The sequence below is a fragment of the Fusobacterium perfoetens genome (genome assembly GCF_021531475.1).
Taxonomy (GTDB): domain Bacteria; phylum Fusobacteriota; class Fusobacteriia; order Fusobacteriales; family Fusobacteriaceae; genus Fusobacterium_B.
The window spans coordinates 18,885-34,907 of sequence record NZ_JADYTX010000022.1; the positions used below are offsets into that span (position 1 = coordinate 18,885).

Annotated in this window: 10 protein-coding genes; all 10 read right to left on the reverse strand. The window is 28.8% G+C overall.

Annotation, left to right across the window (positions count from 1 at the left end; all coding sequences use genetic code 11):
* Window positions 1-15: 15 nt before the first annotated feature.
* Window positions 16-4,395: a hypothetical protein gene (locus I6E15_RS06245; protein WP_235247008.1), complete on the reverse strand. Its 4,380-nt coding sequence runs from the start codon at window positions 4,393-4,395 to the stop codon at window positions 16-18.
* A gap of 27 nt (window positions 4,396-4,422) precedes the next feature.
* Window positions 4,423-5,124: a 16S rRNA (guanine(527)-N(7))-methyltransferase RsmG gene (gene rsmG / locus I6E15_RS06250; RefSeq protein ID WP_235247009.1), complete on the reverse strand. Its 702-nt coding sequence runs from the start codon at window positions 5,122-5,124 to the stop codon at window positions 4,423-4,425.
* Complete coding sequence (mnmG, locus tag I6E15_RS06255; protein ID WP_235247010.1) at window positions 5,124-7,013, reverse strand: tRNA uridine-5-carboxymethylaminomethyl(34) synthesis enzyme MnmG; 1,890 nt, start codon at window positions 7,011-7,013, stop codon at window positions 5,124-5,126. The genes rsmG and mnmG overlap by 1 nt, the downstream gene beginning before the upstream one ends.
* 22 nt (window positions 7,014-7,035) lie before the next feature.
* Window positions 7,036-7,713: a potassium channel family protein gene (locus I6E15_RS06260; protein ID WP_235247011.1), complete on the reverse strand. Its 678-nt coding sequence runs from the start codon at window positions 7,711-7,713 to the stop codon at window positions 7,036-7,038.
* Window positions 7,714-7,731: 18 nt separating this feature from the next.
* Window positions 7,732-9,072: a TrkH family potassium uptake protein gene (locus tag I6E15_RS06265; RefSeq protein ID WP_235247012.1), complete on the reverse strand. Its 1,341-nt coding sequence runs from the start codon at window positions 9,070-9,072 to the stop codon at window positions 7,732-7,734.
* Between the two features lie 113 nt (window positions 9,073-9,185).
* On the reverse strand, window positions 9,186-9,443 hold the full coding sequence (gene rpsO / locus I6E15_RS06270; protein ID WP_177161051.1) for a 30S ribosomal protein S15: 258 nt from the start codon (window positions 9,441-9,443) through the stop codon (window positions 9,186-9,188).
* Between the two features lie 115 nt (window positions 9,444-9,558).
* On the reverse strand, window positions 9,559-11,763 hold the full coding sequence (ftsH, locus tag I6E15_RS06275) for an ATP-dependent zinc metalloprotease FtsH (protein WP_414146498.1): 2,205 nt from the start codon (window positions 11,761-11,763) through the stop codon (window positions 9,559-9,561).
* A gap of 163 nt (window positions 11,764-11,926) precedes the next feature.
* Window positions 11,927-13,270, reverse strand: a complete 1,344-nt coding sequence (gene tilS, locus I6E15_RS06280; protein WP_235247013.1) for a tRNA lysidine(34) synthetase TilS — start codon at window positions 13,268-13,270, stop codon at window positions 11,927-11,929.
* Between the two features lie 3 nt (window positions 13,271-13,273).
* Window positions 13,274-14,938 carry a B12-binding domain-containing radical SAM protein gene (locus I6E15_RS06285; protein WP_235247014.1) on the reverse strand — a complete coding sequence of 555 codons (1,665 nt, stop codon included), beginning with the start codon at window positions 14,936-14,938 and terminating at the stop codon, window positions 13,274-13,276.
* Window positions 14,938-15,882 (reverse strand): endolytic transglycosylase MltG, encoded by a 945-nt coding sequence (gene mltG / locus I6E15_RS06290; RefSeq protein WP_414146499.1) that lies wholly within the window; start codon window positions 15,880-15,882, stop codon window positions 14,938-14,940. The genes I6E15_RS06285 and mltG overlap by 1 nt, the downstream gene beginning before the upstream one ends.
* Window positions 15,883-16,023 lie beyond the last annotated feature (141 nt).

Consider the following 16,023-nt stretch of genomic DNA (forward strand, 5'->3'; position numbering starts at 1 on the left):
CTTTACCCCCATTTGTTAAAAATCAAATTTTTTCTCAAATTTGAATTCTATATAGTGATTTTTGTCTTTTTCAAACATATCTATATCCTTTCTAAGTTTTTGAACACCTCCTCCAAATGACAAGTTTTTATTTATTTTTTGATAAATACCCAAATCATATTCTATCCAATTTTTCATACTTAAATTAGAGTTTGTCACGTCTGTGGTATCTACAAAATTAAATCTAGCTTTCCAAAATAATTTATCCTTGTATATAGGATTTTCAGCTTCTACATAAGCTCCAAATGACATTGTTGATTCTTCTTCCTCATTATTTTTATTTTTTTCGTGAGTAATTATACTAGAAGACACCCTTAAATCAGAAAGTCCAAACAGAGTTTTTACAACATCTACTATCGGACTGACCACTATATCAGAAATTTGTCCCCCAACTAATTCTGTTATAAAAGCAACTGTATTTTCATTTGCGCTGTCGCTATTTCCTCCATCTGAGAATAATATATCATTTACCCCACTAACAGAAACTTCATTTTCACTCTTTACATACATATCCAATTTTCTAGCTGGACCCATAAGTGAAATCTCGTAGATTTTAGAATTCATATTAGTCTTTGTAATAAATATAATCTCTGGATTAGCTTTTAAAATAGTTTGATTTTTATCATTGAATAAAGCTGCTGCCCTATCTACATAAAATTTCTTATTATTAAAACTAAACTCTCCTTCTTTGATGCTACTTTCTCCCAAAAAGTTTAAATTTTCCAAACTTCCTGTCAAAATTCCTGAACTATGGATTTCTCCTTTGACATCTGTTATATATCCAGCTATATTTTTTATGTCAACTTTTATTCCATTTTCATTGTTAATTCTAATATTTACCTTAATATCTGAATCTTTCATTCTAGAGTTATCCACAGGAATATCAAGATTTTTTATACCTGTACCTTTGTCTCTCTCTTTTTTCTTTAAAAACTCTTTTATGGTTTTTATAATTCCAAAATCTTTGCTGGTGATATTTGAAATCTTTCCATTGTTTATATTTACAGTTCCATAAAGTCTATCTTTAATAAATCTTAGTCTTGTACTAAAATTAATCTTTACAAGGTCTTTATAAATATAATCGATGTTTTTACCCTCTAAAGTTAAATTATAACTTAATTTTTCAAAAGAATCAACCATAAAATCGTCTAAATTGTTATTGTATTTGATCTCTCCTAAAAGTTTTAGCCTTCCGTTGTTGATATTTCCAGCTAAAGAATCTATCTTTATTTTAGATTTATCAATTGCCATTTTACCATTTATATTTTTTAAGTATAGATTAAATTTAGAAAAATCTCCACTTAGATTGTCTAGTAATAGATTTCCTTGTGGAATATTATCAACAAGTTCAAGGTTTACTCTTGCTCTTCCACCTAGATTTTTAATTCCATACTTAGATAGTACACCATTTAAGTTCTCAAACTTTTCTATAGATGATTCCAGTTTAATATTTGCTAGATTTTTTTCTATATTGTAGTTTCCCAAGATTTTAAATCTATTTTTTCCATTTTTCAAATCAAAGTCTTCAATAAATATATCTTTTTTATCTCCGTGGACTGCAAAAGCCCCACTTCCCACAAATCTATTTTGATAATAAATTTTACTATCACTTGAAGAAAATTGATATTTTATCTCATCAAAAGACCCGTTAAGTTTTCCGTCAAGAATTATATTTCCATCTAGCTCCCTATCTAAAAACTCCAAATCTCTTAGTCTTATATTTTGACCAGGCAACTCAAATTCTAAATATTTTTTTCTAAAATCTATTTTTCCATTTACCTTAGCTATCTTTCTTTTATCCTTTGTTAGAAAACTAATATTTTTAAAATCCACTCCCTCATTAGTATAATTTCCATTTAAAACAATCTTTGGTAGATATTTATCTCCAGCCTTAAGTCCGATTATTTCTCCATCAAATTTTCCTTTGACTCTATCTCTTATTATCTCTCCTGTACTTTCTCCTGTGATTTTAAGTTTTGTCCTAGGAATAATATTTATTATCTCATTTTCATTTATTTTAAATTTATAATTTCCCTTTTCATCTTTTACAGAGTATCTAAAATCTAAAATATTTTTTCCAATGAGAAATTCTTTTGAATAAAGCTCTCTGTTAGTATATTTTATCTCTCCAAAGAAATCTATTTTTTTATCCTCTCCAAAGTTAATATGAGCATCTTTTACAAAGAAATCTCCTTTTAGGTGGTCTATCCCCTCTCTTATACTTCCAAGGATTTTTCCCTCTGCACTTGTAATCTCATAATCTACTTTATCTATTGGAAATACATCTTCAGTTATCTCATTAAATTTTACATTGAAGTTTAAAAACTGCGTTTTTAGATTAAGATTTCCAAAAAGACTTATATATCTGTTTGTAAAATCTAACACCTCTAACCTATGGTTAAAATATCTTCCTGCAACTTTAATCCCTTTTATTCTCTCTGTATTGGTTGTGAGTTTTCCAATCTCTCCATCAAAAAATATATCCATAATCCTCTTAGGATTTTTATTATTTATATCTACAACTCCGTAAATTCTTCTAAGAGCTATATTATTTTTTCTTTCATAGAGAGTACCCTTTTCAATAAAACATTGTCCTTGAAAAACTTTATCAAGACTTTCTATCTTTCCTCTATAACTTCCAGCAATAGTCCCTTTTTCATCAGATAATTTTATGTTTTTCAAATCAAAATTTATCCAATAATCAAAGGTATCAAGATATAACTCAGCCTTTACTTCCCCTTGAGATTTTTTATTATTTTCTCCTATTGTAGATTTTACAAATAACACTCTCTCTTTAGGCTCTAATATTGTTTTAAACTCATATCCATTAATATAAGTAAGGATTGTCCCCTTTATCTCCTCAACATATTTTTTATCAAAATTATATTTAGAATAAAAAGAATTTCCCTGCTTTAGCACAAGCTCTTTAGTATCAAAAGTATAATCTCCATCTATATTTAAAATTCTTGATTTTACATCAAATAAAAATTTCTCTTTTAATATTTCAAAATCAAAATTAACCTTAAAATCCGAAAGTAGATTTTTTTCATTTCCCAAAATATCCAACTCTGTTTTACCTTTTCCATCTTTTAATGTTAAATTTCCTATGACTTCTCTCTCTGTTGCTTTATTTTTTACAAATATTTTAGAATAAACGTCTTTAAGATAAAAAGTATCTTCTTCATAGACAAACTTTCCAATTATATCTTTAAAAGAAAACTCTCCAAATCTATCTCCATTTTGACTTGCAAAATCTACCTCTGCCCTAAACTTATCTTTATAAAAAAGTTCTACATTGGCTTTTTCCAATTTCATTTGAGGAAAACCAAGATTTAAAGTTTTTAAATATTTATATTTTTCAGCATCAGTATAGAGAATATCTTTTTGATAAAATCCCACTTTTACTCCATTTTCCTTAGAATAATCCAAAGTGAATTTTCCTGGATAATCTCCCAATTTATATTTTCCTCTGATGTCGATATTATCTCCTAAAAAGTTCACATTAAGATTTACATTTTTAATAGGCATATCTAAGTCTAAATATCTTGCACTACCATCTCTTAAAGTTCCATCCCCAAAGAAACCATCTTTACTTATTTTTAAACTTAGGTTTACATCTCCTGTAACATCTTTTATGGTACTTTTACTATCATAAGCATATTGAAATAGCTTATCGTCAAATTTTACATCTTTTGCTTTTATAGTAAATTCATTTTTATTTTTAGAATTATCAAATTTTATAAAGATATTCTCTTTGCTGTTCTCTATACCTACCCCTTGAAACTCCAAATCAGTTCTATATCCCTCTAAAAATCTTACATATCCATTTACCTTATCTAATTTTTTTACGATTTGCTCTGTATAAGTTTCATCATAATAAACTAGGTTTCCATCATAGACATTTATATTTTCGAGGATTGGTTTAGATGTTGATACTTTTTCATTTTTTTGTTTCGGAGGTTTTGGACTGTTAACCTTTGCTTTTCCTCCAATAAAAATATCTACTATATTATAACTTGAATCATCTCTTACAAAATTAACATCTGGATTATAGATATTGATATTGTTTATTTTCCAATTGTTGTATAAAATATCTGCTGTTGGAATTTCTGCTATCAAATATTTATTCTCTCCATAAAGTTTTGCATTTTTAAGAACTATTTTCCCCTTAGTCTTATTGCTCCCCTTTTCAAAAAATACTTTTTCTGCATGAAGTCCCCCTTTGGTAAATAGTGAAAAACCTATGCTCACCAAAGTTTCTAATCTGTATATGGCTAAATAAACTACCAACATAATTAAAAAAAGAGGTAGACTTATACAAAATATTTTTTTATGTTTTAGTAAAATATCTTTCATATTCATTCTCCTCTTCTATTTATATTTTTATAAAGGTTTTTTTGCTGGAACACCATTAGCTCTAGGATATTTTTTGTCTGTTTTTGCAAACTTTCTAATATCTATTATCAGTCTTTTATCCTTTGCAAATGGCAACTCCTCAGTATAAATTTTTTCTATCTTGCTTTTTAATACTCTTAAAGCATTTTCTCCATCTTTTTCTTCGTTAGTTCCCTCCATTTTTTGTGGTAAGAATCTTCCATCAACTTTTAAAAATGGTATCACATATTCAAGTATTATATTTAATTTAGAAACTCCTCTACAAAGACCTATATCATAAGTTTCTCTATTTTTATCGTTGATAAATTCCTCAGCACGAGTATTTATTGCCTCAACATTTTTTAACTGAAGTTTTTCTATAACCTGTTTAAGAAAATTTATTTTTTTCCCAACAGAATCTATAAGAGTGAAATTAACTTTAGGATTACATATAGCTAATACCATTCCCGGAAATCCTGCTCCAGTACCTATATCTATAGCTTTTCCCTCAGTAATTTTCAAATATTTCATCACCAAAAGAGAGTCTATAAAATGTTTCTCTATTATTCCTTCCTCATCTCTTATGGCTGTTAAGTTTGTATGAGAATTATACTCTATCAAAAGTTTTAGATATTCCATAAGTTTATCTATTTTATCTTCTGAAATATCCAAACCTATCTCATTTATACCTTTTTTTAAATAATCTTTCATTAATTTTTTCCCCTCATTTTTAGATAAATTAATAAAACTTGAATATCAGCTGGAGAAACTCCAGATATTCTTGATGCTTGACCTATATTAAGAGGTCTTACAGATTTTAATTTTTCCTTAGCCTCTCTAGGTATATTTTCTAATGAATCATAATCTATATTTTCAGGTATTTTTTTATCTTCAAGACTTTTATGTTTTTCTATTGATTTCATAGATCTTTCGATATATCCTGAGTATTTTACTTGAATTTCTATTTGATATTCAATATCTTCTATATAGTCTTCCAAAGAAAACTCATCAATAAGTTCTGATACATATTTTATATCTTTGTAAGTTACCTCTGGTCTTCTCAAAAATTCAAATAATGATATTCCATTACTTACTGGAGTTTCATTATATTTTTCAAGAACCTCATTAACTCTTGGGTTAGAACTTCCAACATATTGTTTTTTAAGTTTTTCTATAACTTCCCCTACAACTTTTTCTTTGTATAGAACTTTTTCATATTCCTCTTTAGATACAAGTCCTACTTCATAACCTATTTTTGAAAGTCTTAAGTCAGCATTATCTTCTCTTAGGATAAGTCTATACTCACTTCTTGCTGTAAACATTCTGTAAGGTTCGTTAGTTCCTTTTGAAACTATATCATCTATTAAAGTTCCAATATATGAGTCAGCTCTATCTAATACAATCGGATCTTTTCCTTGAATTTTTCTAGCTGCGTTTATTCCAGCCATTATCCCTTGAGCTGCTGCCTCTTCATATCCTGAAGTTCCATTAATTTGTCCAGCAGTATAAAGATTTTTTATATTTTTATTTTCAAGAGAATAAGTTAACTCCTCAGTTTGAACATAATCATACTCGATAGCATAAGCATATCTCATAATTTTGGCATTTTCTAATCCCTCAATAGAGTGTAATATCTCATATTGAACATCCGCAGGTAAAGAGTTAGATAAACCTGCTACATAGATTTCATTTGTATCATACCCCTCTTTTTCTAAGAATATATGATGTTGTTTCTTATCTGGGTATTTAAAGATTTTATCTTCTATAGACGGGCAATAACGAGGACCTGTTCCCACTATTGTTCCATTGTATAGAGGTGATTTATCTTTATTATTTTTTATTATTTCGTGAACTTTTTCATTTGTATGAAGAAGATGACAAGGGATTTGTTTTCTCTTTGCTAATTCTTCATAAGATGATGAGTTTGAAAATCTAAGTGGAGCTGTATCTCCTGGTTGCTCTTCCATATGAGAGAAATCTATTGTTCTTTCATCTATTCTTGCAGGAGTTCCTGTCTTAAATCTTCCAAGTTTTATTCCAAGTTTTTCTAAACATACTGGCAAATCTTCTGAAGAAAGTTCTCCAAGTCTTCCTCCCTCAAAATGACTTTGTCCAATATGGATAAGTCCTCTCATAAAAGTTCCTGTGGCTATAATTATAGCTTTTGCTCTATATTCTACACCCTCTCTTGTTTTTACTCCGATTGCTTTTCCATCTTCAACTATAATATCAACTACCATACCTTGAATAACATCTAAGTTTTCAGTGTTTTCCAAAGTTTTTTTCATTTGAAGAGAGTATTGAGCTTTATCAGCTTGAGCTCTAAGAGATCTTACTGCTGGTCCCTTTTTAGTATTTAATACTCTTATTTGGATAAAAGTTTTGTCTATATTTTTTGCTATTTCTCCACCAAGGGCATCTATCTCTCTAACTAAATGAGATTTAGCTGGTCCACCTAATGACGGATTACAAGACATATAACCTATTTTATCTAAACTTATTGTAAATATAGCTGTCTTTAGTCCCATTCTAGCTGTGGCTAATGCCGCCTCACAACCAGCGTGACCTGCACCAACTACTATTACATCAAATTCTAACATCTAGTTTTCCTCCCGATAATTATTAATCCTCTTTAAATTCTTTCTTTAATATATTACTCATTTGATTAGCTGTTTTGGCATCAGTAATAACTATCAGTATATCATCTTTCTCTATTACTGTTGTGGCTCTTGGATTTGCCAAAAATCTTCCATCTGATTTTTTAATACCAACAATATTTATATTATAATATTTTCTGATTTCTGCTTCTATAAAGTTTTTATCCCAAAATTCATATGGAGCTTTTATTTCAGCTAATAAAAAGTCTTGTGAAAATCTTAAGTGTTCTATCATATTAGGTTCCATTGCCATAAGAGCTGTTCTTTTTCCCATATACTCTTCTGGATAGATCACTTGATCTACACCTATTTTCTCTAAAAGTTTTCTATGTTTTGTATTTCCTGCTTTCACTATTATTTTTTTTGCTCCAAGTTCTCTTAAGTTAAGTGTAATAAGCATACTTGGTTCAACAGCTCCAATACATACAAATACAATATCAAAAGCTTGAATATCCAATCTTTTTAATTGTATCTCATCAGTGGCATCTAAAGAGAAAGCATTTTCCAAATGTTCACTATTTATAATCTCTTGAACTATATTTTCATCTGCATCTATTCCTACAACTTCTTCTCCAGCTTCATATAAAGTCTTGGCTACATTAGTTCCAAAACTACCCAGTCCTATTACTAAATATTGTTTCATTATATTTCTCCTTATATCCTATCCTACTATTATATTTTCCTTTGGGAAAGTTATTTTTTCTACTTTTTTAACTCCTCCGAAAGCAATTGCAAGAGTCATTGGACCTAATCTTCCTAAAAACATTGTGCATATTATTAAAATTTTTGATATCACACTTAGTTCTGGAGTTATTCCAACACTTAATCCAACTGTTCCAAAAGCTGAAACAACTTCAAATATAACCGCTTCTGAAGAAAAGTTTTCAACTGCCAACATTATCATAATTACAGTAGCTATATACATAATTGATATAATAAGTATGGCAATAGCTTTGTTCATTACTTCCCAATCTATTCTTCTATTAAATAGTGTTGTATGTTGTCTATTTTTTACTATAGAAATAACATAAACTATCAAAACACCAACTGTAGTTGTTTTGATACCTCCACCAGTTGACCCCGGTGATGCTCCTATAAACATCAAGATACAGAATAAAAATATTGATGATGATCTTAAATTTCCCATAGGCACAGTATTAAATCCTGCTGTTCTTGTTGTTACACTTTGGAAAAATGATGCCATAATTTTTTCAGGTAAGCTCATATCTCCAATAGTTCCATTATTTGTATACTCAAGCACAAAAAATAAAATCATTCCTGCAATAGTTAGGAAACAAGACATCATAATTGCAACTTTTGCTGTAAGATTTAATTTATATTTTTTAGTTCTAACTGATTTTATTATACTATCGATTACTCCAAATCCTATACCACCTAAAATTATTAGATAAGCTATAGTAAAATTTACTATAATAGAGTCTGAATATCCCTCTAGTCCTGTTGTAAATAAACTAAATCCTGCATTACAAAAAGCTGAAACACTGTGGAAAATTCCAAAATATACTGCTTTAAGAAATGGCATCTCTTTTAGAAATTTTATTGTTAAAAAAATCGAACCTATTCCTTCGATAGTTACAACAGTCAAAATAACTTTCTTTAAAAATTTAAGTATTCCACCTATGTCTTCTACGTTTCTTTCCTCTTTTAAAAGCTCTTTTTCCTCATAGGTGATTTTCTTTTTTATCAAAAGAAATATAAGAGAAGAGAAAGTCATTATTCCAAGTCCTCCAAGCTGAATAAATATCATCAAGAAAACTTGTCCAACTGTATTTAATTCCTTACTTATATCTATAACAGAAAGTCCTGTTACACACACTGCCGAAGTTATTGTAAACAGTGCTGTTAAAAAATCAAGCCCCTCTCCAGAGGTAGTGGAAATTGGCAACATCAATAAAAATGTCCCAATAAGTATAGCTCCCATAAATCCTAGTATTAGTTTTCTAGGAAGAGACAGCCCCCTAAAAAAACTCACTTTCTTCACTTTATTGCCTCCTACCTTCTCTTTCCTCTCAACCCATATTCTACTTTATTTTAATAAAAGTTTCAAGTTTAATTATAAAAAAACTACCTCCGAGGAGATAGTTTTTAATATGACTATTTTCTGATTTCTAATTTAGCGATTAAAGTTCTGTATCCTTCGATATCTTTAGATGCTAAGTAGTTTAATAATCTTTTTCTGTGTCCTACTTTTTTAAGTAATCCTAATCTTGAGTGGAAATCTTTTTTGTGAACTTTTAAGTGTTCAGTTAAGTGTTTGATTTCCTCAGTTAATATTGCGATTTGTACTTCTGTTGATCCAGTATCTTTTTCGTTTTTACCGAATTCTTTGATTAATTCTGCTTTAGTTCTCATTTGTTTAGCCTTCCTCCTAATTTTTATTATTTAACCCAAGAAATAGGTGGCTATTCCTATATCCTAGGATAAATTCCTACTAAGTATATCATAAAACTTCTATTTTGTAAAGCTTTTATTTATTTTCTTCTTCACTAAAATTTTTAAGCTCTTCAATAGTAGGATTTATATCCATTACTGCATCTAAAGGAATTTCTACTCCAGGATTTTTTTCCTCTTTTTTATCTCCTAAAGGTTTTAGTTTTTCTCCTCTCATTAGAGCTTCAAAATCTTCTCTCATTATTGTTTCTCTTTCACAAAGAGCCATTGCTAATGCATCAAGTTTATCTCTATTATCGATTAAAGCTTGTACAGTTTCTCTATAAGTTTCTTTTACAAGTTTTATAATCTCTTCATCAACTTCTTTACCAGTAGCATCACTATAGTATTTTTGTTGGAACATATCTCCTTCATTTGTTCCATCAAGAAGAATTGGACCAAATTTTTCATTCATTCCATATCTAGTAACAATTCCTTGTGCTATACTTGTAGCTACTTTTATATCTTGACTAGCTCCTGTTGTTAATTCTTTTGAAACTAACTCATCAGCAGCCCTTCCACCATAACACATTTTCATTCTGTTGATAAACCACTCTTTTGAATAATAATATCTATCTTCTTCAGGAAGTGACATTGTATATCCACCAGCAAATCCTCTTGGGATTATAGTTACTTTGTGAACTGGATCTGTATCATTCATATATAAGTAGTTTATAACAGCATGTCCAGCTTCGTGATAAGCTGTTTTTAATTTTTCTTTTTCACTTACTACTTTTGATTTTTTTTCTGGTCCCATCTCAATTTTTTCAGATGCTTCCTCTAAGTCAGCCATAGTAATCTCTTGTCTTCCATCTCTTGCAGCTAAGATTGCAGCCTCATTTAATAAGTTTGCTAAATCTGCTCCAACAAGTCCAACTGTTTTCTTTGCTATTGTATCAAAATCTACATCAGCAGCGAATTTTTTACCTCTAGCATGAACTTCTAATATTTGTCTTCTTCCTTTAATGTCTGGAGAATCAACAAAAACTTGTCTGTCAAATCTTCCTGGTCTTCTTAAAGCTCTATCTAAAACATCAGGTCTGTTTGTAGCAGCTAAAACTATGATAGTTTCTTCAGTACCAAATCCATCCATCTCAACAAGTAGTTGGTTTAGAGTTTGTTCTCTTTCATCGTTTCCTCCACCTTGTCCAGAACCTCTTTTTCTACCAACAGCATCTATTTCATCAATAAATACTATACAAGGAGCTGATTTTCTAGCTTTAGTAAATAGGTCTCTTACTCTTGATGCCCCTACTCCAACGAACATTTCTACGAACTCAGAACCAGACATACTAAAGAATGGAACTTTTGCTTCTCCAGCCACTGCTTTAGCAAGTAAAGTTTTACCTGTTCCAGGATTTCCTAAAAGTAAAACTCCTTTTGGAATTTTAGCTCCTACTTTTTTGAATTTTTCAGGCTCTCTTAAAAATTCAACAACTTCTTTTAACTCTTGTTTTGCTTCATCTATACCAGCAACATCTTTAAATGTTACATTAGATATCTCTTCACCATTTTCTTTAGCTTTAGATTTTCCCATATTGAATATTTGTGGTCCTCCGCCACCTTTATTCATTCTTCCAAGCATAAATACCCAAACACCTATTAAAAGTAACATTGGGAACCAAGATGCAAGTAAACTTAAAAGTAATGGCATCTCTTGTGGTGGTAATGATTCTACTTTTATATTGCTACTTTTTAAAACTGACAATAACTCTTTATCTTGTCCAAGTCTATCTGTTATAAGTCTTGTTTTAAATCCTTTTAAATCATCAACTTTTCCAAAATATCCGTAGATATATCCTTCTCTCTCTTCAACAAAATCTATTTTCTTATCTTTTATATTAGAGACAAACTCTGTATAAGATACTGTTGTTGTAGGAGTTTTTTCTTCTCCCTCCATCATTGATGGTAAAGATATAAGAAGTGTTACTATAAATATTAACATCACTAAACCTTTAAAGTTTAGTTTTCCTTTTTTAACATTTTTCATTTTTGAAGAAAGTTTTGATTTTAACTCTTCACGTCTTTCTTCAACTGTATCTTTTTGAGTTTTTTCCTCTTTTATTTCTTCTTTTGGAGTTTCTTTTTTCTCTTCCTCTTTTTTAAGCTCCTCTTTAGGTTCTTCTTTCTTTTCTTGAGGTTCAGATTTTTCTTCTTTTATTTCTTCTTGATGTTGAGGTCTTTGAGGTTTTATTTCTTCCTCCTCTTCCCCTTGTTGATATTCTTTTCTTTCTCTTATTATTCTAGGGATTATATCCTCTAGTTCTTTATTCTCTCTATCTTTATCCTCGTTAGGAATCTCATTTGCATTTACGCTCTCTTGATTTTGGTTAGCATCTTTTATTTCTTCTGAAACTTTATTTTCATTAGCTTCAGAGATTTTTTTTAGGTCCTTATCCTCCACTCTAATTCCTCCTTATTTTTAGTACAACGCTTTCTTCCTTTGAATTTGAAAAATAGTTTTTGCTTTTTCTTATCCCACATAACCAAACAATCTCATTTGAGTTTTCTTTTTGGTGGACTACTATTGGGATTCCCTCTCTTTTATCTTTAGGAATTTTTGAATTAACAAATATATCTTTCACTTTTTTAGAAGTTTCCATTCCTTTTAGAAATATCACATCTCCAGAAATTCTACTTCTTACTAATAATTTATCATCTTTTTTAAGATTAGTTTTAAATTCTTGTTCTCCCCCTTTAAAATTTTCTTCCCCCAGAGTAGCTTCTACTATATACTCTCCAAAAACCACCTTACCGGGAATATTTAATACTAATTCTTTGACTTGATTTTTCTCTGTTTTGTTGACAGATAGATATATTTTATCATACTCTTTCACTAGAGTACAATATTTATCTAATTTTATTTTTTTTGTTCCACCAGTTTCTAAGATATTTGAGATATTTTCTATTTTATTTCTTGAAACCTTTACATTATTTATATTCAAATAATAATTTATTACTTTTTTTCTTAAGTATTCTTTATCAAGTGTAAATAATTTATTTATATCAATTATGTTATTTTCTATATATTTATTATAATCTATTTCTAAGATTTGATTTATCTCCCTTATCTCCTTTATAAAGTTAAAAAGTTTTTCTTTAACTTTTGGATTATAATTATTCTCTAAAAATGGGATTAAATCAAGTCTTATACTATTTCTAGTGTAGTCATTTTTTAAGTTTGTGGAATCTATTTTATATTCTATCATATTTTTATCCAAATATTCCATAATTTCTGATTTATAAATCTCATTTATTGGTCTTACAAATTTTTCTCTTAGGTCAAGTATCCCTTCAAGCCCCTCAAAAGATGACCCCCTTATAAGTCTGAATAAAAAAGTTTCCACTTGGTCATCAAGATTGTGAGCTAATGCCACCTTATTTCCATTTATCTCATCTAAAACTTCATCAAAAAAACTGTATCTTATCTCTCTTCCAGCTTCTTCTAAAGTTATTTTTTTCTCACGAGATAACTCTTCCATACTTTTTCTTCTAACAAATACAGGAATATTATATTTTTTTCCCAAGCTTCTTACAAAGTTTTCATCTCTTTCTGCCTCATCTCCTCTAAACATATGGTTTATATGAGCAAGTCCTAAAAAAAGATTATATTCCTCTCTTATTCTTAGCAAGACCTCTAGCAAAAATATAGAGTCTGGTCCACCAGAGCAACCTACAACTATTCTATCATTTTTCTTTATAAGTCCAGTTTTCTCTATTCTCTTTACTACTTTTTCTATTATATCCATAAATTATTCCTCTATTTTTATTGTATGATATTTTGTTTCCTCTCCACTATAATCAAAGAAAATATTTATATTTTCTCTCTCTTTAGTATCTATATTAATACTAAATCTTTCTAATTCTGTAAATTTGTGAGCCTCTCTTGTACTTCTAAAACTCATTTTTTCTATTATATTTTTATGTAGTTCTTTGTCTTTATTTTCCTCTATCCAAGCTGGATAAAATCCCGGTTTTCCTATAAAAAGATAATCAAATTTTAGATATTCTAAAAATTCTTCTTTTTTAGGAAAATTCATTTTTTCATAATATTCTACAAAGTTATTAAATATAGCTACTTCTTTGTGAGCCACTTCCAAATAACCTCTCTCTTTGTAAAAATCCCCTATGCTTTCAAAAAACTTAAATGGACTTTCGAAGAAATTCTCTACAACAAAATCAACTGATTTTAAAAACTTTTGTGAATTGTAATAAAAATCCAAAACTTCCTCTATATCTTTTAATCTACATATATCTTTATAACTTATAAACTCATTTGATAAAATCTCATAAGGTGGAAAATCTAGATATTTATAACCATATTTCTCCCCCTCATCTTTCATTTGAGTTCCCTTAAGCATCTTTAAAAATCCAAGTTGAATCATCTCACACTTTGTTTTATATACATAGTCAAAAGATTTTCCAAAAGTTTCATAATCCTCAAATGGCAGTCCTGCTATTAAGTCCAAATGAAGATGGATATTTTTATTTATACAAGTTACGTTGTGAAAAAGTCTATCCAAGCTATTATTTCTATTTATAGCTTTCATTGTGCTAGGATTTGTCGTTTGCACTCCGATTTCAAACTGAAATAATTTTCTGGGAACTTTCTTTAAAAATTCCAATACCTCATCATCAAAAATATTAGCGTTTATTTCAAAGTGAAATGTTATATTCTCTCTATAATTTTCTAGTAAAAATTTCCAAATCTCCATATATCTATCTTTATTAAGATTGAAAGTTCTATCAACAAATTTTACAAGTCTTGTTCCTATATCTATAAATCTTTTTAAATCTTTTTTAGTTCTCTCTAGTGAAAAATATCTTACACTTTTATCAATAGATGACATACAATAAGAGCAATTAAAAGGGCAACCTCTCGATGATTCATAATAAACTATTTTATGAACGTCCTCTAACTCTTCGTCATCATAAGGAAAAGGAATTATATCGAGATTTTCTATCAATGGCTCAAAACCATTAAATTTTATTTTGTTATCCTCTCTATAATAAACACCTTTAACCTCTTTTATATCTTTAGTTAGAAAATTAAGTAAAATATTTTCTCCCTCTCCGATTAAAATCCCATCTATCTCAAGATTTTTTTCTAATATTTCATCAGGATTATAGCTTACCTCTGGTCCTCCCAAAAGAATTTTTTTATTAGGTAGTATCTTTTTTAACTCTTTTGTTATTTTAAATACCATCTCAACATTCCAAATATATACTGAGAAAAATATATTATCTGGCTTATATTCAACTATATCTCTTATTATTTTTTGAATGTTGTTATTTATACTACTTTCATAAATTTTTATTTTTTCCTCACTATTTTGTTCAATATATTTTTTCAAATATCTCACAGCAAGATTTGTATGAACATATTTACTATTAATCCCAACTAAAATATTTCTCATTATTTTTTCGCTCCATTCATAAGATTTTCCCTTTGAAAACTCAAATGTTCTTGATAAGTTTTAGTAAAATGGTGTGCTCCTCCACCACAAGCTACAAAGAAATAATACTCAGTTTCTTCTGGATTAAAAGCAGCATCTATTGATTTTTTATCAGGATTTCCTATTGGTCCTGGTGGAAGTCCCTTGTTTTTATAAGTATTATATGGAGATTCAATCTCTAAATCTTTATAATACATTCTTCTTTTTTCATAATTATATAGATAGTTCACTGTAGCATCAGATGCTAATGGCATATCTATCTTAAGTCTATTGTGAAATACAGATGAAATCCTTGGTTTTTCATCAGCTAGTACAGCTTCTCTTTCAATTATAGATGCTAGCACCAGTTTTTTATAAAAATCATCTTTATTTGGATAATTTTTTGGTGGAAATTTCTCTGTAAACTCTCTTAAGAATATTTTTGCTATTGTTTTTTCATCTGCATTTTCTGGAATATAATAAGTATCTGGATAAAAATATCCTTCAAAGTTTCCATCTGGAGTTGGATAAGGGAAATCTATTTCTTTTAAGCTATTCATAAATCTATCTCCACTTATTCCTCTTTCTTTTTCTAACTTTGCCACAACTTCTTTTACAGTTAATCCCTCTTGAATAGTAAATCTAAATAGTTTATCTCTCCCCTCTTCAAGAAGGTTTACAAGAGTTTTCACAGAATAATCACCATCTAAAAGATAGTAACCAGCTTTTATATTTCTGCCACCATTTTTAAGTTTTAAATACCCCTTAAAATAATTCTTTTTTTCTGGGTATAATTCAGTAAGAATTGGAAGTATCCTATCTCCTGACTTTATCTCTAATACTTGTTGATAATGTTTTTTTTCATTTAATTGATACTCTATAAAAGTAAATCCTACTACAAAAAAAATAGCACCAGCTGTTAAAATTACAGTTGGAAATTTAAAAAGTTTTTTGGTTAAATTTTTATAATCAATCTCTTTTAAATAATCTATCTTTTCTCCAAAAAATTCTTTTACGTCTATCTCTTTTATTTTTTTCAAGTCAATATTTTTTATTTTTTCATATTG